The following is a 25,358-nucleotide window of genomic DNA, read 5'->3' as shown; positions in this document are numbered from 1 at the left end:
CGGTGAGTGAATGTTTCCGAGACTACGCGGCGCGCCCCGGCGCGTCGCTTCAAAACGCGCAACGGCACGCCCGTTCGCGCAACGCAATCGCGGCGGCGCCGGAAGCGCCGCGCCAACGCATCCGACACGAGGCCTGCGCATGGATATCGCCCTTTCCCGACATGCACCGAACCGGCTCGGCACGCTGCATGCGCCCGACGAAGTCGAACGCGCGGTCGCGCACCGGCTCGGGCCGCACCGGATGGCCGCGCGCGGCCGCGATCCGTTTCGGGCCGAGCTGTACGAGGTGCCGCTGCATCACGGCGCGCTGCTCGAACTCTGCTACGGCCGCGAAACGCACATCGATTTCGGCGACGATGCCGATCACTTCCTGTTCCGGCTGACTGTGTCGGGCACCTGCGAGCTGCGCTCGGGCCATCGCGTGGCGCGCGCCGGCCCGGGCGAGCTGACCGTGTCGTCGCCCGCGCTCGCGAGCCGCCTGAGCACCAGCCCCGATTGCCGCAACCTGGTGCTGCGGCTCGAACGCGGTGCGCTCGAACGCAAGCTGCAGGACATGCTGCACATGACGCTCGCGCAGCCGCTGCAATTCGATCTCGCGGCCGGCGGCACGGGCGCGGGCGCCGCGCTCGTGCTGCCCACCTTCGAATACCTGTGCCGGCTCGGCGCGCAACCGGGCATCGCCACCTCGGCGGCGACGTTCGGCGCGGATCTCACCGCATGGCTGATGTCGCTGCTGCTCACGCACCTGCCGCATTCGCACAGCGACGCGCTGGCGCGCGGCACGCCGCCGCTGCCGGCCCACGTGCGCCGCGCCTGCGACCACGTCGACGCGCACCTGGACGAGCCGCTCGCGCTCGCCGCGCTGGCGGCCGTCGCGGGCGTCGCGCCGCGCACGCTGCAGCATGCATTCCGCGCGTTCCTTCACACCACGCCGGCCGCGTACGTGCGCGAGCGCCGGCTCGCCGCCGTGCACGCGGCGCTGCAACGCGGCGACGCGCGCAGCGTGACCGACGTGCTGATCGCGCACGGCATTCACGGCTTCGGCCATTTCGCGAAGGCGTATGCGCGCCGTTACGGTCACGCGCCTTCCGTCACCGCGAGGCAAGCACCATGACGCACGCTGCAACCGGCCGGCCACCGGCCCGCTCCGACGCTCCGTCGCCCGACGCCGATGCGCCCGACGGCCTGCGCGTGCAGGACCTCGACCTGAATCTGCTGAAGACGTTTCGCGCGGTCTACGAGGAACGGCACGTCGGCCGCGCGGCGCTGCGGCTCGGCGTCACGCAGCCGTCGGTCAGCCATGCGCTCGGCCGATTGCGGCTGATGTTCCGCGACGCGCTGTTCGTGCGCACCGGCACCGGCGTCGAGCCGACGCCGCGCGCGCAGCGGCTCGCGGGGTCGGTCGACAAGGCGCTCGCGATCCTGCAGGACGTGCTCGACGAAGGCTCGCGCTTCGCGCCGGACAGCACGCAGCGCGTGTTCCGGCTGCACATGAGCGATTTCGCGGCGAGCGCGTTCCTGCCGACGCTGCTCGCGGAATTCGACCGGCGTGCGCCGGGCGCGGTGATCGAGACGCTGCACGTCGACGAATGCCAGCTCAACGTCGCGCTCGAATCGGGGCGCATCGACTTCGCGCTCGGGCATTTCGCGGACGCGTCGAGTCACTTCCAGCGCACCGCGCTGCTGCACGAACGCTGCGTGCTGCTGATGCCGCGCCGCACCGCCGAGCGCGTCGCACTGCCCGACGATTTCGTGCTCGACGGCGACGCGCCGGACACGCTGCGCCTGGTCGCCGTGACGTCGCATCCGCAGTCGATGCAGTTGCTGGAGCGGCACGGGCTGATGCCGCGCGTGCGCGCGGCGTTGCCCGATTTCATGGTGATCCCGGCGCTGCTGGCGCAGGGCGACTATGCGCTGATCCTGCCGGAAACCGTCGCGATCACGTTCGCGGCGCGGCAGCCTTGCGCGCTGTACGAGATCGCCGGCGCAGGCGAATGGCCCGTGAACGCGTACTGGCACCGGCGCTTCGATGCGGACCCGGGCCATCGGTGGCTGCGCGCGTTGCTGCTGGAGCTGTTCGATATCGGCCGGCAGGCGCCGTTCGACGCATGGCTCGCGCCGCACCCGCCCGCCTGCGCGTAACGGCGCGGGCGGACAGGGGCAACCGTCGGCGATCAGAACGACGTGAGGATGCCGGCGACGATCGAGCTGGCGGTCGCGCCCGGATTCGCGACCGCGACGCCGCCGCCCGCCGCGCCGTTCACGACGAAGCGCGCGTGCGCGCCGTTGCGCACCATCGCGGCGCCCGTGTACAGCACCGTGCGTTTCGACAGCGGATAGTCGAAGCGGATGCCGTACGAATCGGCGTTGCCGTCGCTGTCGGCGACCTTCCGGTAGTGGCCGATGCTCAGCAGCAGCGATGCGCGTCCGATCGGCACCGTCGCACTAAGCTCCATCGTGTCGCTGTGCGGATACGCGCTCTGGCTGTCGATCGCGGCCGCGACGTCCGGGCCGCCGCGATGCCGCATATACAGCGCGGCAACCTTCACGACGTTGAAGTCGTACGAGATCGCGCCGACCGTGTAGTTGCCGTTCGCGGCCGGGCTCGTGTCGCCGAGCGCGGCTGCCGCGACCGGGCTGAACTTCTGCTGCATGTAGTCGACGTCGACCGACAACCCGCCGCGTGCGTAGTTGAGCCCGGCGCCGTACGTGTCGCCGAGCGTCGCCGGCTGGCCGGCCGCGCCGTTGGTGCCGCGCGCGGCCATCGCACGCAGCATGAAGCCCGCATAACGCGGCGACGTGTAGCGCATCGAGTTGCGCACGCGCAGGAACGCGGGCCCGACGAAGTTGTTGGTCGCATTGCCCCATGCGAGGCCCGCGCCGAGGCTGGGCAGGCTGTACGTGACGAGCGTGGTGTGCACGATCGTGTAGAGCTCGCCGAACTGCACGCCGCCGAACGGCCCGGTGATGCCGACCCACGCCTCGCGGCCGAACAGCGCGCTGCTGTTCGACAGCGCGCCGCTCGCCGCGTTGAAGCCGTCCTCGAGCTTGAAGATCGTCGCGTAGCCGCCGCCGAGATCCTCGACGCCCTTCAACCCCCACTGCGACGCCCACAGGTTGCCGCTGCCCATGCGCGTCACGTGATTCGGCCCGGCGTTCGCGTATTCGATCGACGTATCGATGCGGCCGTAGAGCGTCACGCTCGATTGTGCGAAGGCCGGCTGCGAGGCGCACGCCAGCAGTGCGGCGGCCAGCGTGGCAAGCGGTACGGCAAGCCGGTCGGCTCGCCCGTTCGGATGGTTCATCTGCGTCGTCCCGTAGAAATTGCGGCGCCTGTCGGCATCGCGCCGTTCGTTGTGAAACGCGTTCGCTTTCGCATGCGAACGCTGCCGATCAAAAACGGGCCGAGTCTAGGAACGACAATTTCGGACGTCGACGCAATCCGGTCTATAACGCTTATAGATGCGCCGCATGATGCGCGCGCGCCCCGCCGCACGCGCGCTGCGCGGCGGCCCGCGCGCACGGCCTCGGTGTTTTCTTTATCCGGGTCGGTAAATGTCCGTGTGGCGCGGCTGTCACTCCGGCTATGGCGGCTGAAATTGGCCGACTACGCTGCGTCTCCGACACGTGTCACCCGCACGCTTTCGCGCCGCGACGGCGCCCGGCCCGCAACGCCGGCGCCGCGCTTCCCCACCGCTCCTGGAGAATCCGCATGTCCGCATCCACGGCCCGCGCTGCCGACGGCAAGCGCTATACGTATGAATGGTATGTCGTCGTCATCTGCATGCTCGCGTACGTCTTTTCGTTCGTCGACCGCCAGGTGCTCGTCCTGATGATCGAACCGATCAAGCGCGACCTGCACCTCTCCGACACGCAGTTCAGCCTGCTGAACGGCTTCGCGTTCTCGCTGTTCTACGCCGTGATGGGGCTGCCCGTCGCGTATCTCGCCGACCGCTACGCACGACCGCGCATCATCTCGATCGGCATCGCGCTGTGGAGCGTCGCGACCGCCGCGTGCGGGATGAGCCAGCACTTCGTGCAGATGTTCATCGCGCGCATGGGCGTCGGCGTCGGCGAAGCCGCGCTGTCGCCCGGCGCGTATTCGATGCTCGCCGACTACTTCCCGAAGGAGAAACTCGGCCGCGCGATCGCCGTGTATTCGCTCGGCTCGTTCATCGGCGGCGGCGTCGCGTTCCTGATCGGCGGCTACGTGATCGCGCTGCTCAAGCATGCGAGCGCGTTCACGCTGCCGGTCGTCGGGCAGGTGCACGCGTGGCAGGTCACGTTCCTGATCGTCGGGCTGCCGGGCCTGCTCGTCGCGCTGCTGTTCGCCGCGACCGTGCGCGATCCGCAGCGCAAGGGGCTCGCGCAGGACCGCTCGGGCGCCGTGCGGCGCGTGTCGATGCGCGATTCGCTGCGCTTCGTCGGCACGCATCGCGCGACCTTCACGTGCCACTACCTCGGCTTCTCGTTCTATGCGATGGCGCTGTACTGCCTGCTGAGCTGGACACCCGCGTTCTATATCCGCCGCTTCGGGATGACGGCCGTCGAAGCCGGCTACACGCTCGGCATCGTGCTGCTCGTCGCGAATACGGCCGGCGTGTTCTGCGGCGGCTGGCTCAACGACTGGCTGCTGCGGCGCGGCCGCACCGATGCGCCGATGCGCGCCGGCGCGATCGGCGCCGCGTGCATGGTGATTCCCGCGACGCTGTTCACGCAGCTCGACAGCCTGCCGGCGTCGCTCGCGATGCTCGTGGTCGCGATGTTCTTCGCGTCGTTCCCGATGCCGACCTCGACCGCCGCGATGCAGACGCTCGCGCCGAACCAGATGCGCGCGCAGATCTCCGCGCTGTTCCTGCTCGTATCGAACCTGATCGCGCTCGGGATCGGCACGACCGTCGTCGCGCTGTTCACCGATCGCGTGTTCGGCACGCCGGCCGCGGTCGGTCATTCGATGTCGATCGTCAACGTCGCCGCGGCCACGCTCGCGGCGCTGCTGCTGGCGGCAGGATGCCGGCAGTATCGGCGCAGCCTCGAGCGCGAACGCGGTCACGCATCGGCGCCGGTCGCGCCGGCCGCCGACCGCGGCGACGCGATCGCCGCACGCTGAGCAGCGTCGGCCGGTTCGCCGACCATTATCCATCCCACTGATTCAGGCATCGCTTTTTAATCGATTTGATTTATGTGATGCCCATCCCTATTCTCGATCGCATGACGGCGCAGGCTCTGCCGCGCCGGTTTTCCCCCTCCCCACGGAACACCCCATGCAAGCGAATCGCCACCAGGTCCGGATCGACGCGCTGATCGACGCGGCGCAGGACATCCGCTGTTTCCGGGTTTCGCGCGTCGACGGCCAGCCGTTCGATGCGTACGAACCCGGCGCCCATATCGACGTCACCGCGCCGTCCGGCGTCACGCGGCAATACTCGCTGTGCGGCCGCCCCGACGAGCGCGGCAGCTATCTGTTCGCGGTGAAGAAGGAAGCGCAGTCGCGCGGCGGCTCGCGCTCGCTGCACGACGACGTGCGTGTCGGCGCCGAGCTGTCGATCGGCGCGCCGCGCAACCTCTTTCGTCTGACGGATCAGGCAAGCGAGCACGTGCTGATCGCGGCCGGGATCGGCATCACGCCGCTGCTGTCGATGGCGTACGCGCTCGAACAGCGCGGCGCGCGCTACCGGTTGCACTACTTCGCGCGCAGCCGCGACCACGCGGCGTTCGCCGACGAACTGTCGGCCGAGCCGTTCGCGTCGCACGTGACGTTCCACTACGGCATCGAGCCGGACGCGCTCGCGGCCGAGCTCGGCCGCTGCCTCGAAGCGATCGATGCGCACACCCATGTGTACACGTGCGGCCCCGGCCCGTTCATGGATGCGGTCGTCGCGGCGGCGGCCACGCGGATTCCGGAAGACGCGATGCATCTCGAACGCTTCGCGGCGGAGCCGGCCGCGGCCGACGCCGCCCCGGCGGAAGGCTTCGAAGTGCGCCTGCAGCGCAGCGGCCAGTCGGTGCGCGTCGCACCCGACACGTCGATCGTCGACGCGCTCGCGCAAATCGGCATCGAGGTCGATACGTCATGCGGCGAAGGCGTGTGCGGCACCTGCATGGTGCCGGTGCTCGACGGCGAACCCGATCATCGCGACCATTGCCTGAGCAAGGCCGAACGGGCGAGCAACACGGTGATCTGCTGCTGCGTGTCGCGCGCACGCTCGGCGGTGCTCGTCCTCGATCTTTGATGCGCCGATGCGCCGATGTGCCGATGCGTCGATGTCCTGACGTTCCGGCACACGCGCCCGCCTGACGCGGCGCGGCGCGCGCGGCCGTCATGCGTCGAACCGCTCGACGATCTCGGCGAGCAGCGCGCGCATCCACGCGATCCCCTCGTCCTCGTGAAAGTGCTCGTGCCAGTGCATCGTCACCGGCGCGGGCGGCAGCGACACCGGCAGGTCGTACAGCCGGAACGCGTTGTCGCGGTTCAGGATTTGCGCGAGCCGCTTCGGCAGCGTCGCATAGAGATCGGTGACCGACAGCACGCTCGGCAGCGCGACGAAGTGCGGCACTTCGAGCGCGATGTTGCGGCCCACGCCTTGCGCGCGCAACGCGTCGTCGAGCGCGTGATGGCTGTGCTCGACCGATTTCACGTTGACGTGCGCGGCGCGCACGAACTGGTCGAGGCTCAGCGACGTGCCGGCCGGCACCCCGCGCCGGCGGCCCGTCATGCACACGTAGGTTTCCTCGAACAGCACCTGGTGGCGCGTGCGCGGCATCAGCTCCGGCAGGTTGCCGATCGCGAAATCCAGCCGGCTCGCGCGCAACGCCTCCTCGATCTCCTCCACCGGCAGCGGCTGCACGCTCAGCGTCACGCGCGGCGCGCGCTCGCGCAGCGCCTGGCAGATCGCCGGCAAATACGCCATCTCGCCCGCATCCGACAGCGACAGCCGGAACGTGCGCGTGCTCGACACCGGATCGAACCGCTCCGCATAACGCAACGCCACCCGCACCATGTCGAGCGCCTTGCCGACGATGCCCGCGAGTTCGAGCGCAACCGGCGTCGGCTGCATCCCCGCGCGCGTGCGCACGAACAGCGGATCGTCGAACAGCGTGCGCAGCCGCCCCAGCGAATAGCTGACGGCCGGCTGCGACAGCGCGAGCCGCTCGCCGGCCTTGGTCAGGCTGCGTTCCTCGACGATCGCCTGGAACACCCGCAACAGGTTCAGATCGAGATGATCGACCGATGTCATCGTGACCTCCATCATTTGCCGCATTTATTTGATTGGCAATTTTAGATCAATTTGACGGATATGTAGCAGAAGACGAGACTGGTCTCCCGACGCTGCGCACAGCGCGGCCCGATTTCGCGACTCTTTCCCCACGACGACGATGAGCGACACTCCCTACCAGACGATCGACACCCGCGCGTTGCATGGCTTCGCGCAGCCCGACCGCATCGCGCCCGCGATGTATCACGACCCGGCGCTGTTCGAAGCCGAGCTCGACCGCATCTTCTACCGCACCTGGATCTGGGTCGCGCACGAGAGCGAACTGCCGAAGCCCGGCGACTTCATCACGACCACGATCGGCCGCCAGCCGGTGATCGTCGTGCGCGACAAGACCGGCGAGATCAACGTGCTGCAAAACCGCTGCCGCCATCGCGGCGCGACCGTGTGCGAATCGCACAAGGGCAACGCGAAGGGCTTCACGTGCCCGTACCACAGCTGGTCGTATGCGCTCGACGGCACGCTGCGCGCACTGCCGTATGGCGACGGTTACGAAGGCGTGTGCGAGAAAGGCGACCTGCCGCTCGTGAAACTGCGCGTCGGCGTGTATCAGGGCCTGATCTTCGCGAGCTTCAACGACGACATCGAGCCGCTCGAGGATTTCCTCGGCGGCGCGAAGCCGTGGATCGACCTGTTCATGAAGCAGGGTGCCGGCTACCCGATCAAGGCGAACGGCGAGCACAAGTTCAAGTTCAAGGGCAACTGGAAGATCCAGCTCGAGAACACGACGGATCTCTATCACTTCCCGGTCGTGCACAAGTCGTGGATGAAGTCGATCGACGACGAAACCGCCGCCGCGATCACGAGCTTCATGACGAGCGACGATGCGTTCTGCCGCTCGCTTGGCAACGGCCACAGCCTCGCGGTGCTGATGCCCGAGCTGGTCGATCTCGACGAAGACGACGGTGCGCCGCTGGCCGAACGTTTCGCGCCGCTCGCGGCGAAGCTCGCCGAGCGCCACACGCCGGACGAAGTGCGTCGCATCGTGCGCTCGCTGATGGGCGTGGGCTTCAACCTGAACCTGTTCCCGAACCTCGCGCTGTCGATGGCGTTCTTCCGCGTGCTGCGGCCGATCTCCGCGAACGAAACCGAGATCCGTCACGTCGCGCTCGCGATGGACGGCGGCCCGGACGAAGCGAACCGCGAACGGCTGCGCATCCACGAGCATTTCCAGGGCCCGTTCGGCTTCGGCAGCCCCGACGACGCAGAAGCGTGGGAGCGCGTGCAGCGCGGCGCGCATGCGGGCCCGGACGTGCCGATCCTCGTGAACCGCGGGCTGAACCGCGAGACGACTGCCGCGAACGGCGAAAAGACCGCGCATGCGACCGACGAGACCGGCATGCGCGAGGCCTACCAGCAATGGCGAAAAATGATGGAGCAACAATGATGGACGACCGCAACGCCCTCCTTTCCGAGCAGACCTTCGCCCGCGCGATGGAATTCGTCTGGCGCGAAGCCGAGATGCTCGACCGCCGCGACTATCGCGCGTGGCTCGACCTGTGGGATCCGGCCGGCCACTACGTGGTGCCGATCGATCCCGACGCGACCGACTTCGCGGCGACGCTGAACTACGTGTTCGACGATCGCGACATGCGCGAGAAGCGCGTGCAGCGCATGGTGTCGGGTTACTCGGCGTCGGCGGCCGACGCGGCGCGCACGGTGCGCACCGTGTCGCGCTTCACGCTGGAGAGCGGCAGTGCCGGCGTTGTCGAGCTGAAGTCCGCGCAGGTCGTCGTCGCGTACAAGCGCGGCGTCGCGACGCTGTTCGCGGCCGACGTCACGCACAAGCTGCAGGTCGATGCGGACGGCGAGATGCGGATCGCGGAGAAGGTCGTGCGCCTGATCGACTCGACCGAAGCGCTCAGCGCGATCGGCTTCCTGCTGTAAGCGGTCGCCGGTTCACCGTCGCCAGCGCAACGGTGAGCCGGACACCTTCACCTGTGAGCGGTCGCCGGTTCACCATCGCCAGCGCAACGGTGAGCCGGGCACCTTCACCTGTGAACGGTCGCCGGTTCGCCGTTCCCAACGCAACAGCAGGTCGAGCACCTTCACCTGTAAAGCAGCCACCGGTTCGCCATCGCCAACGCAACGGTGAGCCGGTCACCTTCACCTTTCCCGACGACCATGCCCACACTCGAAGTTTTCCTGCCGGCCGGCCATGACGACACCCGCAAGGCCGAACTGATCGCGCGGCTCAGCCACGCGACCGTCGACGCGATCGGCGCGCCGATCGAATCGGTGCGCGTGCTGCTCACCGAATTGCCGGCGACGCATATCGGCCTCGGCGGCCGCACGGCAGCCGATGGCGCGCCGCCGTCGCTGCCGGTGATCGTCGCGATCCTCATCGCCGGCCGCACCGACGAACAGAAGCGCGCGTTGATCGCGGCGCTTTCCGACGCCGCCGCGACCGTGCTCGATGCGCCGTTGCAGGCGACGCGCGTGATCGTCAAGGACATCCCGAACACCGACTTCGGGATCGGCGGTCAGACCGCACGGGCACTGGGGCGCTGATCATGGGCCGGGCGTCGCTCCATCGTGCGCCGCCGCCCTGCCGTGATGCCCGTGATGCCCTTCGCGGCCGTAGCCGTGACACAACGCAACGGCTACGCGTGCGCTGCGCCGGCAAGTGGCAGCGTCACGCGGCAGTCGAGCCCGCCGCCCGCGGCCGGGCTCGCGACGATGCGCCCGCCGTGACGCGTGACGATGCTCTTGCACAGCGACAGTCCGATTCCATTGCCGCCGGCCTTCGACGACGAGAAACCGTCGAACAGCCGGTCGTGCGCACCTTCCGCAATCCCCGGCCCGTTGTCGATCGCGCGCAGCTCCGCGTACCCGTCGACGTTCGCGGTGCCGAGCGTCAGCGTGCACGACGCACGCTCGCAGCCGGCGAACGCCTCGATCGCGTTGAACGCGAGGTTGAGCATCACCTGCCCGATCAGCACGCGCTCGCAGCGAATCGGCAGCGGCGCGTCGGCCTGCACGATCGCGACCGTCACGCCCGCTTCCTTCGCCCGCAGTTCGATGAAATACGCGACGTCGGCGAGGATCTCGCGCAGGTCGGCGAGCGCGACGACCGGTTCGCGCTTCACGATGAATTCGCGCACGCTCTTGATGATCAGCGCCGCATGCTCGGCCTGCCGATCGGCGCTGCGCAGCCCCCAGATCGCATCGTCGACGGCGCCGCGCGTGTTCAGCCGCTGCACCGCGCCCTCGATGAAGTTGCGCACGGCCGCGAGCGGCTGGCTCAGCTCGTGCGCGATCACGCTCGCCATCTCGCCCATCGCGTTGTAGCGCCCCGCGTATTCGAGCATCCGCGCCTCGGCGCGCCGCGCATCCTCGATCGCGACTTCGTCGCTCACGTCGCGGAATTGCACGAGCAGCCCGTCGAGATCGCCTTCGATCTCGACCTGCCGGCACAGGATGCGCAGCCAGCATGGCGAGCCGTCGCGCCGCGCGATCCGGTAGCGCTGCGGCGCGGACGGGTACGCCGACGGTGCGTCGCGCAGCTGCGCGACGAGCCGGTCGCGGTCGGCCTCGGAGCAATAGTCGAGCACCTCGCCGAGCGCTTCGTCGGGCGCGAGCCCGAGCACGCGGCGGCCCGACTCGCTGATGAACTGCACGCCGCCATGCGGCGTCACGACCGCGATGCCTTCGTCGAGATCCTGCATGAATTCGCGCAGCCGCGCCTCGTAGCGGCGCAGTTGCTGGCGCACCGCCTCTTCCGCGCTGATGTCGCGGAACTGCACCATCACGACATCGCGCCCGCGCAGCGGCACGTAGGTCGCGGTGGCCTCGGACAGCATGTCGACGCCGGTGCGCGATCGATAGCACCATTCGTACACCTGCGGCCCGTCGACGAGCGCGCGATCCCATGCGCTCACCGCGATCTCGCGCCGGTATTTCGGTTCGGGGCGCGTCATGTCCGGCGCCTTCAGCGGCAGCAGTTCCTCGACGGAAAAGCCGAGCGCGATGCAGGCGGCGCGGTTCGCCCACACGATCGCCCTGGTATGCGCGTCGTGCAGCAGCACGCAGGTGGTCAGCGCGTCGAGCAGCCGGTGGAAATCGTCTTCGTCGGGAAAGCTCATGATCGGATTCGGATGAAGGCGCGCGGCGTCGCGCGGCCGGATGTTCAACATAGCACCGGCGTGCGCGGCCCGCATCTGAAGATTTCTTTAGTCCGGCACGGAGCGCCACCAGTCGCGCGGCCCTACGCACCAATTGCCGCACTTTTTAGGCGTTCCTAGACTGGCTCCATCGTCTTGCCCCGCAATCGAACCCTATCCCCAGGAGACAGCCATGCCCAACGCCGCCCTCGCCATCGACGCCGCGTCCCCCTCGCCGCATGCGGTCCGCGAAGCGGCCGCGCGCGTGTCGCCGCTCGACGCGGTGCTCGAAATCGTCACCGCGCGCCGCGACGAATTCGACCGCCTGTCGCACGTGCCGCGCGACGTGATCGCGCTGTTCAAGGAAGCCGGCATCTATCGCGCGGGCACGCCGCGCCGCTTCGGCGGCGATGCGCTCGCGCCGACCGCGTTCCTCGACATGATCGAGCGGATCGCCACCGCCGACGGTTCCGCGGCATGGGTTGCGAGCTTCGGCTCCGCGAACGTCTATCTCGCCGCGTTGCCGCTCGACACGCAGGCCGAGTTGTACGCAAGCGGCCCCGACCAGGTGTTCGCGGGCGGGCTGTTCCCCGTGCAGCCGGCGCAACCGGCGCCCGGCGGCTGGCGCGTGAACGGCACGTGGAAATTCGCGAGCGGCTGCAAGGGCGCCGACTGGCTCGGCGTCGGCATCGCAGTGCCCGGCGCACAGGACGCCGCGCCGAACAAGCCGCGCACGGCCGTGTTCCGCGCGAGCGACGTGCAGATCGTCGAGAACTGGAACGTGGTCGGCATGCAGGGCACCGGCAGCCACGACCTGCGCGTCGACGACCGCTTCGTGCCCGAGGCGTGGACCTTCGTGCGCGGCGGCGAGCCGACCGTCGACGAGCCGCTGTACCGCTACCCGACCGTCGCGTATGCGGCGCAGGTGCTCGCCGTCGTCAACCTCGGGCTCGCGCGCGCGGCGCTCGACGTCGTGAACCGCATGTCGGGCGGCCGCCAGACGACCACCGGCGCACCGCGCCTCGCCGATCGCGCGTACTACCGCATCGAGCTCGCGAAGGCCGAGGCGCAACTGCGCTCGGCGCGCGCGTTCTTCTACGACGCGACCGATTCCGTCTGGCAATCGATCCTCGCCGGGAACCCCGTGACGGCCGAGCAGGTCAGCCTGCTGCGGCTCGCCGCCACGCATATCGCCCGCGAAGGCGCGAGCGTCGTCGAGCGCGCATACCGTCTCGGCGGCACGGCCGCGATCTATCGCACGCATCCGCTGCAGCGGCTGTTGCGTGACGCGATGGTCGTCACGCAGCACGCGTTTCTCGGCGAAGGCAACTTCGACGGCGCCGGCGCCGTGTTCACCGGCGTCACGCCGTTTCCCGGCTATCTGTAATCCGCGTCGACCGGCTTCGACGCAACCGAACCCCATTCTTCAGGAGAACCTGTCATGTCCGATTCGAATCCGCTGCCGCTGCGCGTCCTGTTCTGCTGCGGCGTGTCGCAGAACTTCTTCGACCTGCCGCGCGAGAAGATCGGCGAAGTGTGGCAAGCGTACGGCGCGATGCTCGCCGCCGTCGAGGCGATGCCCGGCGTGCGCGTGCTCGGCGTGATGGACGACGACCGCCTCGTCGTCGGCCAGGCCGACGGTGCACCGTGGACGTTCTACATCATGGCCGACGTCGCCGACTTCGACACGACGGTCGCCGTGTGCAACCTGTATCGCACGACGCCGGTCGGCGAATACAACCTGTGGCGCTACGGCAAGATCGAAGCACGCGTCGGCCGTGCGCTGACCGTGCCGCCGGCCGCGAAGCCCGCCGCGTGAGGCACGCGATGACCGGACCCGATTCGACGCGCGCGATCGAAGCACTCGACGCGCTCGCGCGGCGCGTGGCGGCGCTCGATGCCGAACGCGCGGTGCGCGCGACGATCACGCGCTACATGGCGCTGTGCGACGTGCCCGAGGACGCCGGCGACGGCCCGGCGCTCGCCGCGCTGTTCACGCCCGATGCGATATGGGAAGGCATCGGCCCGCAGTACGCGAGCAAGTTCGGCCGGCTCGAAGGCACGGAGGCGATCGTCGCGATGCTGCGCCGCTATCTGCCGCCCGACCCGCATTTCGCGGCGAACCTGCATTTCCTGACGTCGGAGTCGATCGACGTCGATATCGACCGTGCGCGCGCGCGCGGCCGCTGGATCATGCTGCAGGCATCGCGCTACGCCGACAACACGGCCGAGCTGATCGCCGCCCGGCTCACGATCGATTTCGCCCCGTCGGACGACGGCTCGACCTGGCCGATTCGCCATTTCCGCACCGAGCGCGTACTCGACGGCCCGTGGCCGCTCGCTACTGCGCCGCGGTCCTGAACCCATTCACCCTCTTCGCACGCCATCGCACCATGACAGGCTTCATCGACACCTTCACGCTGGGCGGGCCGGGCCCGACGATCGCGATCAAGGACACGATCGACATCGCCGGCCATCCGACCCGCGCGGCAAGCCGCGCGCTCGCCGACGCGCCGCCCGCCGCGCAGCATGCGGACGTGGTCCGGCTCCTGCTCGACGCCGGCTGGCAGATCGCCGGCAAGGCGAACATGCACGAGCTCGCGTTCGGCATGACCGGCATCAACGACGCCACCGGCACGCCGGTCAATCCGCAGGACGCGACGCGCATTCCGGGCGGCTCGTCGAGCGGGTCGGCGTCGCTCGTCGGGCTCGGCACGGTCGACGCCGCGCTCGGCACCGACACCGGCGGCTCGATTCGCGGGCCGGCCGCCTGCTGCGGCGTGACGGGCCTCAAGCCGACGTTCGGCCGCGTGTCGCGGCGCGGCGTCGCGCCCGCCGACACCACGCTCGATTGCGTCGGGCCGTTCGCGCGCGACATCCGCACGCTCGCGGCCGCGATGGCCGCCATCGCGCCCGGCTTCGACCGGGTGCGTGCGGCAGCGCCCGCCGCCGGCTGCACGATCGCGCGCGTGATCGTCGATGCCGATCCGGCCATCGCAGCCGCGCTCGACGCGGCCGTACGCGCGTCGGGGCTGGATTCGCACGACGTCGTGCTCGACGACATGCCCGCCGCGTTCGCGGCGGGACTCTCGGTCATCAACGCGGAAACGTCGCGCGCGTTCGGCCATCTCGTCGCAACCGGCAAGCTCGGCGCCGATCTCGACGCACGGTTGCGCGCCGCCGCGACGACGACACCGGCCGCGCTCGCGGAAGCCGAAGCCGTGCGCGCGCGCTTCACCGCGCAAGTCGATGCGGCGCTCGAACGCGCGGACGTGCTGGTGCTGCCGACGCTGCCCGCGCTGCCGATCACGCTCGCGCAGGCACGCGACGGCGTCTCGGTGATTGCAATGTCGTCGCTGATCCGGCCGTTCAACCTGAGCGGCCATCCGGCGCTCAGCCTGCCGCTGCCGCTCGCGGGCACGCCGCTGAAGGCCGGGCTGCAGATCGTCGGACGCAAGGGCGCGGACGAACAGGTGTGCGCGCTGGCCGCGCACTTCGAAGCGGCGCTCGCCGCATGAACCACGATGCGGGCGCCGCGTCCGATGCGCGCCCGCGAACCAGGGAATCACGCACCATGTCAGACCGAGTCGTTCTCGTCACCGGCGCCGCGCGCGGGCTCGGCGCCGTCATCGCCGAACGCTTTCACGCGGCCGGCTATCGCGTCGCGCTGGCCGACATCGCCGCCGACGCCATTCGCGCGCATGCACGCGAACTCGATGCGAGCGGCGAACGCGCGTTCGCGCTGCCGCTCGACGTCACGTCGAAACACGATTTCGAAGCGGCGCGCGATGCGCTCGTCGCGCGCTGGGGCACGATCGACGTGCTCGTGAACAATGCCGGCGCGTCGAAGGTCGTGCCCGCGATGGAGATCACGGCCGAGCAGTTCGACCAGGTGATCGACGTGAACCTGCGCAGCGTGCTGTTCGGCTGCCAGGTGTTCGGCCAGTACTTCGCGACGCGCGGCGCGGGCCGCATCGTCAACATCGCGTCGCTCGCCGGGCAGAACGGCGGCTCGGCGACGGGCGCGCATTACGCCGCGGCGAAAGGCGGCACGCTGACGCTGACCAAGGTGTTCGCGCGCGATCTCGCCGCGCAGGGCGTGACCGTCAACGCGATCTCGCCGGGCCCGCTCGACTTGCCGATCGTCTACGAGAGCGTCGCGCCGGACAAGCTGCGGCAGGTGCTCGCGAGCCTGCCGGGCGGCAAGCTCGGGTCGGCCGGCTTCGTCGCGGATGCGGCCGTGCTGCTCGCGTCGAGCGACGCGCATTTCGCGAACGGCGCATGCTGGGACATCAACGGCGGGTTGTACATGCGTTGAACGGCGGCAGGCATCGAGCGCGCGGTGTCGACCGGCGCCGTGCGCGGTGCGTGTGGTGCGTGTGGTGCGTGTGGTGCGTGTGGTGCGTGTGGTGCGTGTGGTGCGTGTGGTGCGTGTGGTGCGTGGTGCCCGCGCGTCGGCTGCGTCGCGTGCCTGGCATGCTTCGCACGACGCGGCCTGCACGCGCAAGCCCGTCCGCTTGCAGGCCCGGCCGTCAGCGCGACGACTCCCCGTCGTCGCCCCACACGACCATCACGTCGCGCACCAGCGCGGCGATCGACGTCGCGCCGAGCTTCTCCTTGATGCTCGCGCGATGCACGTCGACGGTCTTCACGCTGATCGACAGGTCCGACGCGATCTGCTTGCTGCCCTTGCCGTCGACGACGCCGCGCAGCACTTCCTTCTCGCGCGCGGTCAGCGCATCGAGCCGCTGGCGCAGTTCGCGATGACGCTGGTCGACCGCGTGCCGCTGCTGCGCGAGCCGCAGCGCGCGTTGCACGCGCTCGAGCATCTGCTGCGAGTTGTACGGCTTCTCGACGAAATCGATCGCGCCGTTCTGCAGCGCGCGCACCGACATCGGGATGTCGCCGTGTCCGCTGACGAAGATCACCGGCAGCGTCGCGCCGCGCGCATTCAATTCCGCCTGCACGTCGAAACCGCTTTTCTCCGGCATCCGCACGTCGAGCACCAGGCACGCGGGCTGGCTCACATCGAAGCGCGCAAGAAAATCGGCCGCGTTCGCGAACCCTTCGGACGCGATGCCGACCGATTCGAGCAGCCAGGCGAGCGACGTCCGCATGCCGCTGTCGTCGTCGACGATGTATACGATCGGAGCGGGTGACGTCATCGGGGTGTCTCGCAAAATATCGGTATCGGTATCACGCGCGACGCAGGTGAGGCAGGCGTCGTTCGTCGGGGGTATGCGGCACATCATAGCGAGCCGAAAATCCGCTGAATACCCCTTCACGTACCGCGCGAACGCACAATCTCGCTTTTTTTCGCGCAGCGTGCCGCGCATCTAGGTAGAACCTTTAGATACGTTGGCGCGAACGCCATCTTCGTCATCGTTCGTGCGAATGGCCGGCGGCATTTTCGCGACGTACGCTAGGGTCATTGTCGGCGATGCGACGATGCATCGACAGCGCCCGCGATCGCCACCCTCATCCAACCAGGAGCGCCCATGTCCGCAACGACCGATACCCCGCAACCGGCGCACGCCGAACCGACCGACGCGCAAAAGGCCTTCCGGCAAGCGATGGCCCACCTCGGCGCGGCCGTCAACGTCATCACCACCGCGGGGCCGCACGGCCGCTGCGGGATCACCGCGAGCGCGGTCTGCTCCGTCACCGACGCGCCGCCGACGCTGCTCGTGTGCCTGAACCGGTCGAGCGCGATGCATGCGATCTTCGAGCGCAATCGTCACGTGTGCATCAACGTGCTGCCGGCCGAGCACGAACTGCTCGCGCGGCATTTCGCGGGAATGACCGAGCTGCCGATGGAGCGGCGCTTCGAACTGCCGGTGTGGGATCGCGGCGAACAGGACGTGCCCGTGCTGCGCGACGCGCTCGCGAGCCTGCAGGGCACGATCGCCGAGATGAAGGAAGTCGGCTCGCATTCGGTGATGTTCATCGAAGCGACGTCGATCCGCGTGCGCCACGACGGCGACAGCCTCATCTACTTCAGCCGCGCGTTCCATCGCGTGTCGCGCACGGCCTGCGTGCGGTAACGACGCCGGCGCAGCGCGGCGCCGGATGCGGGCCCGTGCCGGCTACGCGGACACCCGCAACGCGCGCTGTCCGGCCGCGAGCGCGGCGCCCGCGAACAGCGTGAGCGCCGAATACACGAGCCCGCGCGCGAGCCCCGCGCTGTCCGACACCCAGCCGATCGCGACGGGGCCGGCGATCTGCCCGAACGCGAAGATCGTCGTGAACGCGCTGATCCCCTTCGCCCAGCCTTCCGGCGGCAGGTTGTGGCGCACGAACGCGGTCGTCGCCGCGACCGCCGACAGGAACGTCGCGCCGAACAGCACGCCCGAGGCGAACGCGGCCGCCGGATGCGCGAAGATCGCCGGCATCAGCGTCGCGACGCCGAGCAGCGCATTGAGCACGGCCAGCGCCTGGCCGCCGCGCATCCGGTCGAGCAGCCCCGACCACAGCCGCGCCGACACGACGGTCGCGACGCCGAGCATCACGTAGAACGCGGACACGACCGTGCCGCTCATCCCCGCCCCGCGCAGCAGCGCGACGATGAACGTCATGTAGCCGATATAGCCGACGCCGAACAGGCCGTAGCCTCCGAGCGCGAGCGCGAAGCGCGCCGGGCTCGCGCTCGCCGCCGGCGCGGCGCCGTCGCGCGGCGCGGCCGGCGCCGCATGCACGCGTTCGATGCGGCGCGCGGCCGACACGGCCAGCATCGAGAACAGCACGCATGCGAACGCGAGTGCGAACCACGCGGGCTGCCAGCCGTGCAGGCCATGCGCGAGCGTCGCCGGCACGAGCAGCGACGACGCGACGATCCCCCATCCCGTGCCGCCGTAATAAAGCCCGAGCAGCAGCCCCGCATCGCGCGGCGACGCCGACGCGAGCCGCGCGGCCAGCACGCCGCCGCTGATGAAGATCAGCGCGCTGCCGATACCGGTCGCGAGCCGCTCGATCAGCAGCGCGTTCGTGCCGGACGTGATTCCGCAGGCGGCCATCAGCACCGCCGTGAGCGCGCAGCCGGCCGCCAGCAGCGTGCCGGTGCGCCAGCGTCGCGACAGGAACGGGAATGCGAGCGCGCCGATCAGGTAGCCGGCTGCGTTGGCCGTGTTCAGCGCGCCGGCCTGCGCGAAGCTCCAGCCGAGATCGGCCTTCATCGGCGGCAGCAGCAGCGCATACGAAAAACGCGCGAGGCCGAGTGCGATCGCGCTGCCGAGCGACAGGCAGATCGCGAGCCGCCACGCGGCCATGCGGTCGGGGTCTTTTACGCCGGCGTCCGGCCGTGCGTGGCCGGCGTGCTCCGGTTGCGACGCTGCGCGCATCGGGGTGTCTCCATCGTGGTTCGAATCGTCCCGCCGGGACGGCGGTGCGCGCGCGGTCGCAACCGGCGCGTGAAGTCGTCAGATGGTGCCAGAAAACCGGCGGGATCGCCGGGGCCGGAACACCTACGGCGCGCCGCCCCGCCGGCCTGATTCTCGCGCGCGCGGCACGCTCGCGCTTGACGAGCGGATCGCGTTCGACGGCGCGTTCGCCGTCCGACGTCGAATCAGGCTTCGGCGGCGGCCTTGTCGCCGAGCCACTTGAACATCACGAGGCAGTCGACGAAACCGTGCCGTGCGTGGCGATACGCGCGCGGCAAACGGCCGACGACGTCGAAGCCGAGCTTCTGCCACAACGCGACCGCGGCCTCGTTCGTCGCGACCACCGCGTTGAACTGCATCGCGAGAAAGCCGCGCTCGCGCGCCGCCTGCTGCGAGTGCGCGCACATCAGGCGTGCGACGCCGCGGCCGCGTGCGGCCTCGCCGACCATGTAGCCGCAGTTGCACACGTGGTTGCCGGGGCCGGCCGCGTTCGCCTTCAGGTAGTACGAGCCGAGCAGCACGCCGTCTTCTTCGGCGACCCACGTGCAGAGCGGCGCATCGAGCCACAGTGCGTGGGCCGCTTCGCGCGTCGGCGCCGGATCGAGTGCATAGGTTTCCTGAGCGGCGGCGATCGCCTGATACGTGGGCCAGAAGCGCGGGAAATCGTCTTCGGTCATCGGGCGAATCGTGATCATGCGGCTCCTTTCGTGAACGGGTTGGCGGAAACGCTAACGGCACGCCACGCACATGGCGTTGCGCGGCGCGGGCGAACTACTGCGAACTAGTGCAAATCGCCGTCGCGCGGCAGGCCGCTGCGATAGGTGCCCGGCGGCACGCCATACCAGCGCTTGAACGCCTGCGAAAAGCTCGACAGGTCGCTGAAACCGAGCCGCTCGGCCACGTCCGTCAGCGACAGATGCGCATCGCCGAGCAGCGTCTCGGCCATCGCGCCGCGCGCCTGCGCGAGCAGCGCGCGAAACGTCGTGCCTTCGTCCTGCAGCCGGCGCTTCAGCGTGCGCGGGCTCGTGTTCATCAGCCGCGCCATGTCCTCGAGCGAGAACGGCACGTTGCCGGGCGTCGCCGTCAGATATTGCCGCACCATCTCCGCCGTGCCCACGCGGGCGCGCCGCGCTTCGACGAGCTGGCTGCACATCTGCTCGCACATCGACACCGTCAGCGGGTTCGCATGCGGCAGCGGCCGGTCGAGAAACGCGCGGTTGAACGCGAGGGTGTTCGCACGCGCACCGAACGCCGGCTCGACGCCGGCGATGCGCGGCACGGATGCGGCGCCGCTCGCCGCGCCCGCGGCCTGCATCGTGAAGCGCGACAGTGCGAAATCGCCGCCGCCGATTTCCTGCAGCAGCACCGCCGCGGCCGTCATGTCGCGCTCGACGAGGAACCGGCTCAGGTCGGCGTCGAGCTCCGGCGCACCGAAATTGAGCACGCCCGCGCCAGGCTCCTCGCGATACGTGATCACGGTGAACGCATACGTGAGCGGCAGGAAGCGCATCGCGAGCGCCAGCGCGTCGCGCGCGGTCGCGCTCGCGATCAGCCCGTAGCCCCAGACGCCGTATGCGGAGAAGTGATAGCGCTGCCCGACCGCGAAGCCGAGGCCCGGCGCCCGCCCGAGCGCGCGCAGCAGGTTGCCGGTCAGCCGCAGCTCCTGCGCGGCCGTCACCTCGACGTTCGGATCGTCCAGCTGCGCGTCGGCGAGGCCGGTGCCGGCCAGCAGCTTCGTGCGCGGCACACCGCGTTCGTCGCCGAAATCGACCAGCAGCCGGGCGCTGGCCGGACTTCGGGTGAAGTCCCAGAAGCTCATGCGGAGAAACCCTCGAAGCGCCGATTTGGCCCAAATACTAAAACAATTGTCCCGAAGCAGCATTGGTGTTTTCCCATGCGGCCCGCACCATCGGCGTCATCGATCGTCGCCCGAACGACGCCAACACCCAGGAGGAGACACCATGCGACCGAGCCGCCAGACCGACCTCGCCGCCTGCTTGAATGGCCGCTTGAAGGCCCGCTTGAACGCCCGCTCTGCACGCCGGCGCGACGCATTCGATCGCGCGCCTCACGGCCCTCACGGCCCCCGCGTGCTCGCGCCGAACGCGCCAAACGCGTTCTGCCGCGATGCCGCGCACCGCCACGGCACCGCGCCGTTCCACCCGCCGTACGGCGAGACCTTCGACCTGCTGCGCGTGCCGACGCGCATCGCATGCCCCATCGACCCTCGGGAGACGCATTCATGAGCAAGACTTACGACTACCTCGTCGTCGGCGGCGGTTCGGGCGGATGCGTCGCGGCAGGACGACTGACCGAAGATCCGGCCGTCACCGTCTGCGTGCTCGAGGCCGGCGGCCGCGGCGACAGCGCGGTCGTCAACGTGCCGACCGGCGCGGTGGCGATGCTGCCGACCCACGTGAACAACTGGGCGTTCGACACCGTGCCGCAGCCGGGGCTCGGCGGCCGCATCGGCTATCAGCCGCGCGGCAAGGCGCTCGGCGGCTCGTCCGCGATCAACGCGATGGTCTACATCCGCGGCCATCGCATCGACTACGACGGCTGGGCGGCGCTCGGCAACGACGGCTGGGCCTACGACGACGTGCTGCCGTACTTCCGCCTGAGCGAGCACAACGAGCGCTTCGACGATGCGTGGCACGGCCGCGACGGCCCGCTGTGGGTCAGCGACCTGCGCACCGGCAACCCGTTCCATGCGCGCTATCTCGATGCGGCGCGCCAGGCCGGCCTGCCGCTCACCGACGACTTCAACGGCGCGCGGCAGGAGGGCGTCGGCATCTACCAGGTCACGCAGAAGCACGGCGAACGGTGGAGCGCGGCACGCGCGTACCTGCTGCCGCACGTCGGCCGCCGCGACAACCTGACGGTCGAAACCCATGCGCAGGTGCTGCGCATCCTGTTCGACGGCACGCGCGCCACGGGCGTCGAGGTGCGGCAGCGCGGCGAAGTCCGCACGCTGCATGCGCGGCGCGAAGTCGTGCTCGCGGCCGGCGCGCTGCAGACGCCCCAGTTGCTGATGCTGTCCGGCGTCGGCCCGGCCGGCGAACTGCAGCGGCTCGGCATTCCGGTGCGCGCCGACCTGCCCGGCGTCGGCCGCAACCTGCAGGATCATCCGGACTTCATCCTCGGCTACCGCGCGCGCAGCGTCGACACGATGGGCGTGTCCGTGCGCGGCGGCCTGCGCATGCTGCGCGAGTTCGCGCGCTTTCGCCGCGAACGGCGCGGGATGCTGACGTCGAATTTCGCGGAAGGCGGCGGCTTCCTCAAGACGCGCGCCGGCCTCGACGCGCCCGACATCCAGCTGCATTTCGTCGTCGCGCTCGTCGACGATCACGCGCGCCGGCTGCATGCCGGCCACGGGCTGTCGTGCCACGTGTGCCTGCTGCGGCCGCGCAGCCGCGGCTCGGTCACGCTGCACAGCGCCGATCCGCTCGCCGCGCCGCGCATCGATCCCGCGTTCTTCGACGATCCGCGCGACCTCGACGACATGGTTGCCGGCTTCAGGCTCACGCGCCGCTTGATGGAAGCGCCCGCGCTCGCCCAATGGACCACGCGCGACCTGTTCACCGCCAACGTGACGACCGACGACGAGATTCGCGACGTGCTGCGCCGGCGGACCGACACCGTGTATCACCCGGTCGGTACGTGCCGGATGGGGCGCGATGCGCTCGCCGTCGTCGATCCGCAATTGCGCGTGCACGGCATGCAGGGGCTGCGCATCGTCGATGCGTCGGTCATGCCGACGCTGATCGGCGGCAACACCAATGCGCCGACGATCATGATCGCCGAGAAGGCCGTCGACCTGATGCGCGGCGTGCAGCGCACGGCGGCACGCGCGCCCGCCGATGCCCGCTGCGACCCGGCCGATGCGCCGGCACGCCACGACCCCGTTCCAGCATCGTGCATGCCGCACGACGCGATCCAGCAGGAGGAAACCCGCCATGTCGTCGCCTGAAGCGCCCCGCTCCGCCGCATCGGCCGCGCCGCTGTCGGCCCTCATCATCGGCGCCGGCTTCGCCGGCATCGGCATGGCGATCGCGCTGCAACGCGCCGGCATTCACGACTTCGCGATCGTCGAACGCTCGCACGACGTCGGCGGCGTGTGGCGCGACAACGGCTACCCGGGCGCCGCGTGCGACGTGCCCTCGCATCTGTACTCGTTCTCGTTCGAGCCGAATCCGGCGTGGTCGCGCGTGTTCGCGCCGCAACCGGAAATCCATGCGTATCTGCGGCATTGCGCGCGCAAATATGGCCTCGCGCGCTATCTGCGTTTCGGTGCGGAAGTCGCCCGTGCGCGGTATGACGACGCCCGCGCGCTGTGGGTCGTCACGCTCGCCGACGGCACGACGCTCAGTGCGACCCTGCTCGTCAGCGGCACCGGCCAGTTGAGCCGCCCCGCGATGCCCGACCTGCCTGGCATCGACACGTTTCGCGGCCGCGCATTCCACTCCGCGCACTGGGATCATGACTATCCGCTCGCCGGCAAGCGCGTGGCCGTGGTCGGCACCGGCGCATCGGCGATCCAGTTCGTGCCCGCGATCGCGCGAGACGTCGAGCGCCTCGTCGTGTTCCAGCGTTCGCCGGCCTACGTGATGCCGCGTCCTGACCGCGCGTATCGCGCGTGGGAGCACGCGCTGTTCCGCCGGCTGCCGTGGGCGATGAAGCTGTACCGCGCATCGATCTACGTGCGCTACGAATCGCGGGCGATCGCGTTCACGCGGCTGCGCGGGCTGATGGATCTCGCGGTCGGCCGGCCGTTTCGCAAGCTGATCGCGCGCGACGTGCGCGATCCCGCGCTGCGCGAACGGCTCACGCCCGATTATCCGATCGGCTGCAAACGGATCCTGCTGTCGAGCGACTATCTCGCCGCGATCGATCGCGACAACGTCGAGCTCGTCACGCAACGCATCCGGCGCGTGACCGAGGACGGCATCGAAACCGATGACGGCGCCGATCATCCGGTCGACGCGATCGTCTACGGCACCGGCTTCGCCGCCACCGCGTTCCTGTCGCCGATGCGCATCACGGGCCGCGACGGGCTCGACCTGAACGACGCCTGGCGACGCGGCGCGCAGGCGTATCTCGGACTCACCGTGCCCGGCTTTCCGAATTTCTTCATGCTGTACGGCCCGAACACCAACCTCGGCCACAACTCGATCGTCTACATGCTCGAAAGCCAGATCGCGCACGTGATGCGCTGCGTGCTCGCGATGCGGCGCGACGGCGCGCGCGCGATCGACGTCGATCCGCGCCGCTACCGGCGCTTCAACGCGCACGTACAACAGCGGCTCGCCGGGTCGGTGTGGAGCGGCTGCAAGAGCTGGTACGTCGATGCGTCGGGGCACAACAGCACGAACTGGCCCGGCTTCACGCTGACCTATCGATGGCTCACGCGCTTCGCCGGGCTGTCCCCGTACCGCTTCACGCAGCCGCTGCCCGGCGGCGCCGCGCCGACGCCCGCGCACGGTATCGTCGTCGCGCCGCCCGCTGGCCGCGCGGAAGCGCTCGCCGCCGCGTCGCTGCGCGGTTTTCTGCGCGTCGCGTTCCGGCCGCTGATCGGGCCGCCGTTCGGCGCGCGCATGCAGCGCGGCGTCGTCGCGTTGCTGTCGCCGCTGATGCCGGGCACGCGCGGCACGCTGCGCTACCGGATGTCCGCCCATGGCGTGCCGGTCGAAGTCGTCGCGCCGAAGCACGGCGAGGCAGGCGGCGCGATGCTTTATCTGCACGGCGGCGCGTTCTGTCTCGGCGGCCCGCACACGCATCGCGGCGTGACGACGCGGCTCGCCGTCGAAGCCGGCCTGCCGGTGTGGGTGCCCGACTACCGGCTCGCGCCCGAGCATCCAAGCCCCGCGGCGCTCGACGATGCGCTGGCCGCATACGATGCGTTGCGCGCGCAGGGCTACGCACCGCACCGGATCGTGATTGCCGGCGATTCGGCCGGCGGCGCGCTCGCGCTGGCGCTCGCCGTTGCGCTGCGCGATCGGGGCGAGCCGGCGGCCGCCGCGCTGCTGCTGATCTCGCCCGTGACGGATCCCGCGCTGGGCGGAGACACGCTGGCGTCGCGCCGCCACGACGATCCGATGATCCGGCGCGGCTGGCTCGAACAGGGTTTGCGCTGGTATCACGGGGCCGGCTCGATTGCGGCGCGCGGCCCGCTCGACATCGATCTGCGCGGCATGCCGCCGATGCTGGTGCAGGCCGGCGATCAGGAGGTACTGCTGTCGGATGCGCGGCGGCTCGCGGATCATGCGCTCGCGTGCGGCGTGCCGTGCCGGCTCGAAGTTCACGCCGCGCGCTGGCACGTGTTTCATCTGCAGGCGTTTTACCTGCGCTCGGCGCGCGATGCGTTGCGGACGCTGGCGGGGTTTGCATCGGAGCGGGTGGCCGCGGTGGCGCCGGCATGACCATGCACCGGTGATGCGGCGCGATCGGGACAGCGGTTCGCCGCGGCCCCGATTGCGCCGATTGCGCCGATTGCGCCGATTGCGCCGATTGCGCCGATCGCGCCGATCGCGCCGATCGCGCCGATCGCGCCGATTGCGGCAATGCGACACCGTCTTGCGAAAACCGGCCGTTTATTTTTTTCCCGC

23 protein-coding genes are annotated in these 25,358 nt (G+C 69.9%); 16 read left to right on the top strand and 7 right to left on the bottom strand.

Going from position 1 to position 25,358, the window contains the following annotated elements; translation table 11 throughout:
- Positions 1-139: 139 nt before the first annotated feature.
- Positions 140-1,114, top strand: a complete 975-nt coding sequence (locus BME24068_RS21470) for an AraC family transcriptional regulator (protein WP_174927290.1) — start codon at positions 140-142, stop codon at positions 1,112-1,114.
- Entirely contained in the window at positions 1,111-2,142 is a 1,032-nt protein-coding gene (locus BME24068_RS21465) for a LysR family transcriptional regulator (protein WP_096500187.1), read from the top strand. The genes BME24068_RS21470 and BME24068_RS21465 overlap by 4 nt, the downstream gene beginning before the upstream one ends.
- Positions 2,143-2,174: 32 nt before the next feature.
- On the opposite strand, the gene BME24068_RS21460 is transcribed toward BME24068_RS21465, so the two are convergent.
- Positions 2,175-3,305 carry a porin gene (locus BME24068_RS21460; RefSeq protein ID WP_174927289.1) on the bottom strand — a complete coding sequence of 377 codons (1,131 nt, stop codon included), beginning with the start codon at positions 3,303-3,305 and terminating at the stop codon, positions 2,175-2,177.
- Between the two features lie 407 nt (positions 3,306-3,712).
- Between BME24068_RS21460 and BME24068_RS21455 the strand changes: the two genes are divergently transcribed.
- Both BME24068_RS21455 and BME24068_RS21450 read left to right on the top strand, forming a co-directional pair.
- On the top strand, positions 3,713-5,110 hold the full coding sequence (locus BME24068_RS21455; protein ID WP_174927288.1) for a spinster family MFS transporter: 1,398 nt from the start codon (positions 3,713-3,715) through the stop codon (positions 5,108-5,110).
- 154 nt (positions 5,111-5,264) lie between these two features.
- On the top strand, positions 5,265-6,233 hold the full coding sequence (locus tag BME24068_RS21450; protein ID WP_174927287.1) for a PDR/VanB family oxidoreductase: 969 nt from the start codon (positions 5,265-5,267) through the stop codon (positions 6,231-6,233).
- 87 nt (positions 6,234-6,320) lie between these two features.
- On the opposite strand, the gene BME24068_RS21445 is transcribed toward BME24068_RS21450, so the two are convergent.
- Entirely contained in the window at positions 6,321-7,238 is a 918-nt protein-coding gene (locus tag BME24068_RS21445; RefSeq protein WP_174927286.1) for a LysR family transcriptional regulator, read from the bottom strand.
- A gap of 139 nt (positions 7,239-7,377) precedes the next feature.
- Between BME24068_RS21445 and BME24068_RS21440 the strand changes: the two genes are divergently transcribed.
- The 3 genes from BME24068_RS21440 to BME24068_RS21430 all read left to right on the top strand — a co-directional run bounded on the left by BME24068_RS21440 (position 7,378) and on the right by BME24068_RS21430 (position 9,785).
- A complete protein-coding gene (locus BME24068_RS21440; protein ID WP_174927285.1) occupies positions 7,378-8,661 on the top strand; it encodes an aromatic ring-hydroxylating oxygenase subunit alpha in 1,284 nt (427 codons plus the stop codon).
- Positions 8,658-9,161 (top strand): aromatic-ring-hydroxylating dioxygenase subunit beta, encoded by a 504-nt coding sequence (locus tag BME24068_RS21435; protein ID WP_174927284.1) that lies wholly within the window; start codon positions 8,658-8,660, stop codon positions 9,159-9,161. Before BME24068_RS21440 ends, BME24068_RS21435 begins: the two co-directional genes overlap by 4 nt.
- A 237-nt stretch (positions 9,162-9,398) precedes the next feature.
- Positions 9,399-9,785, top strand: a complete 387-nt coding sequence (locus BME24068_RS21430; RefSeq protein WP_096500199.1) for a tautomerase family protein — start codon at positions 9,399-9,401, stop codon at positions 9,783-9,785.
- Between the two features lie 92 nt (positions 9,786-9,877).
- Here the strand turns inward: BME24068_RS21430 and BME24068_RS21425 are convergent, their stop codons facing one another.
- Positions 9,878-11,434 carry an ATP-binding protein gene (locus BME24068_RS21425; RefSeq protein ID WP_174927283.1) on the bottom strand — a complete coding sequence of 519 codons (1,557 nt, stop codon included), beginning with the start codon at positions 11,432-11,434 and terminating at the stop codon, positions 9,878-9,880.
- A 136-nt stretch (positions 11,435-11,570) separates the two neighbouring features.
- Here BME24068_RS21425 and BME24068_RS21420 point away from each other — a divergent pair, with 136 nt between their 5' ends.
- Genes BME24068_RS21420 through BME24068_RS21400 form a run of 5 tightly spaced genes read left to right on the top strand, consistent with a single transcriptional unit; the run spans position 11,571 to position 15,695 of the window.
- Positions 11,571-12,764: an acyl-CoA dehydrogenase family protein gene (locus BME24068_RS21420; protein WP_096500204.1), complete on the top strand. Its 1,194-nt coding sequence runs from the start codon at positions 11,571-11,573 to the stop codon at positions 12,762-12,764.
- Positions 12,765-12,818: 54 nt separating this feature from the next.
- A complete protein-coding gene (locus BME24068_RS21415) occupies positions 12,819-13,196 on the top strand; it encodes a hypothetical protein (RefSeq protein ID WP_011356094.1) in 378 nt (125 codons plus the stop codon).
- Between the two features lie 8 nt (positions 13,197-13,204).
- A complete protein-coding gene (locus BME24068_RS21410; protein WP_096500206.1) occupies positions 13,205-13,738 on the top strand; it encodes a nuclear transport factor 2 family protein in 534 nt (177 codons plus the stop codon).
- Positions 13,739-13,770: 32 nt separating this feature from the next.
- Positions 13,771-14,895: an amidase gene (locus BME24068_RS21405; protein WP_174927282.1), complete on the top strand. Its 1,125-nt coding sequence runs from the start codon at positions 13,771-13,773 to the stop codon at positions 14,893-14,895.
- A gap of 56 nt (positions 14,896-14,951) precedes the next feature.
- The gene (locus BME24068_RS21400; protein WP_174927281.1) at positions 14,952-15,695 is read left to right on the top strand and encodes an SDR family NAD(P)-dependent oxidoreductase; all 744 of its coding nucleotides are present in this window, start codon (positions 14,952-14,954) and stop codon (positions 15,693-15,695) included.
- A 214-nt stretch (positions 15,696-15,909) separates the two neighbouring features.
- On the opposite strand, the gene BME24068_RS21395 is transcribed toward BME24068_RS21400, so the two are convergent.
- The gene (locus BME24068_RS21395; RefSeq protein WP_096500208.1) at positions 15,910-16,542 is read right to left on the bottom strand and encodes a response regulator transcription factor; all 633 of its coding nucleotides are present in this window, start codon (positions 16,540-16,542) and stop codon (positions 15,910-15,912) included.
- Between the two features lie 333 nt (positions 16,543-16,875).
- On the opposite strand from BME24068_RS21395, the gene hpaC reads away from it, so the two are divergent.
- A complete protein-coding gene (hpaC, locus tag BME24068_RS21390; protein ID WP_174927280.1) occupies positions 16,876-17,421 on the top strand; it encodes a 4-hydroxyphenylacetate 3-monooxygenase, reductase component in 546 nt (181 codons plus the stop codon).
- Between the two features lie 42 nt (positions 17,422-17,463).
- Here the strand turns inward: hpaC and BME24068_RS21385 are convergent, their stop codons facing one another.
- The 3 genes from BME24068_RS21385 to BME24068_RS21375 form a co-directional block, all read right to left on the bottom strand.
- The gene (locus tag BME24068_RS21385) at positions 17,464-18,714 is read right to left on the bottom strand and encodes a YbfB/YjiJ family MFS transporter (protein WP_174927279.1); all 1,251 of its coding nucleotides are present in this window, start codon (positions 18,712-18,714) and stop codon (positions 17,464-17,466) included.
- Between the two features lie 224 nt (positions 18,715-18,938).
- Entirely contained in the window at positions 18,939-19,448 is a 510-nt protein-coding gene (locus BME24068_RS21380) for a GNAT family N-acetyltransferase (RefSeq protein ID WP_174927278.1), read from the bottom strand.
- Between the two features lie 86 nt (positions 19,449-19,534).
- Entirely contained in the window at positions 19,535-20,572 is a 1,038-nt protein-coding gene (locus BME24068_RS21375; protein WP_174927277.1) for an AraC family transcriptional regulator, read from the bottom strand.
- Positions 20,573-20,714: 142 nt separating this feature from the next.
- On the opposite strand from BME24068_RS21375, the gene BME24068_RS21370 reads away from it, so the two are divergent.
- From BME24068_RS21370 to BME24068_RS21360, 3 genes are read left to right on the top strand one after another with little or no spacing between them, the layout of a single operon-like run.
- Positions 20,715-20,999: a hypothetical protein gene (locus BME24068_RS21370; protein ID WP_174927276.1), complete on the top strand. Its 285-nt coding sequence runs from the start codon at positions 20,715-20,717 to the stop codon at positions 20,997-20,999.
- On the top strand, positions 20,996-22,723 hold the full coding sequence (locus BME24068_RS21365) for a GMC family oxidoreductase (RefSeq protein ID WP_174927275.1): 1,728 nt from the start codon (positions 20,996-20,998) through the stop codon (positions 22,721-22,723). Before BME24068_RS21370 ends, BME24068_RS21365 begins: the two co-directional genes overlap by 4 nt.
- Positions 22,710-25,172: an alpha/beta hydrolase fold domain-containing protein gene (locus BME24068_RS21360; protein WP_174927274.1), complete on the top strand. Its 2,463-nt coding sequence runs from the start codon at positions 22,710-22,712 to the stop codon at positions 25,170-25,172. Before BME24068_RS21365 ends, BME24068_RS21360 begins: the two co-directional genes overlap by 14 nt.
- Positions 25,173-25,358 lie beyond the last annotated feature (186 nt).

The sequence above is a fragment of the Burkholderia anthina genome, from assembly GCF_902498995.1.
Classification (GTDB): domain Bacteria; phylum Pseudomonadota; class Gammaproteobacteria; order Burkholderiales; family Burkholderiaceae; genus Burkholderia; species Burkholderia anthina.
The sequence above is the reverse complement of the archived record's forward strand: the minus strand, read 5'-3'. Positions and strand labels throughout refer to the sequence as shown.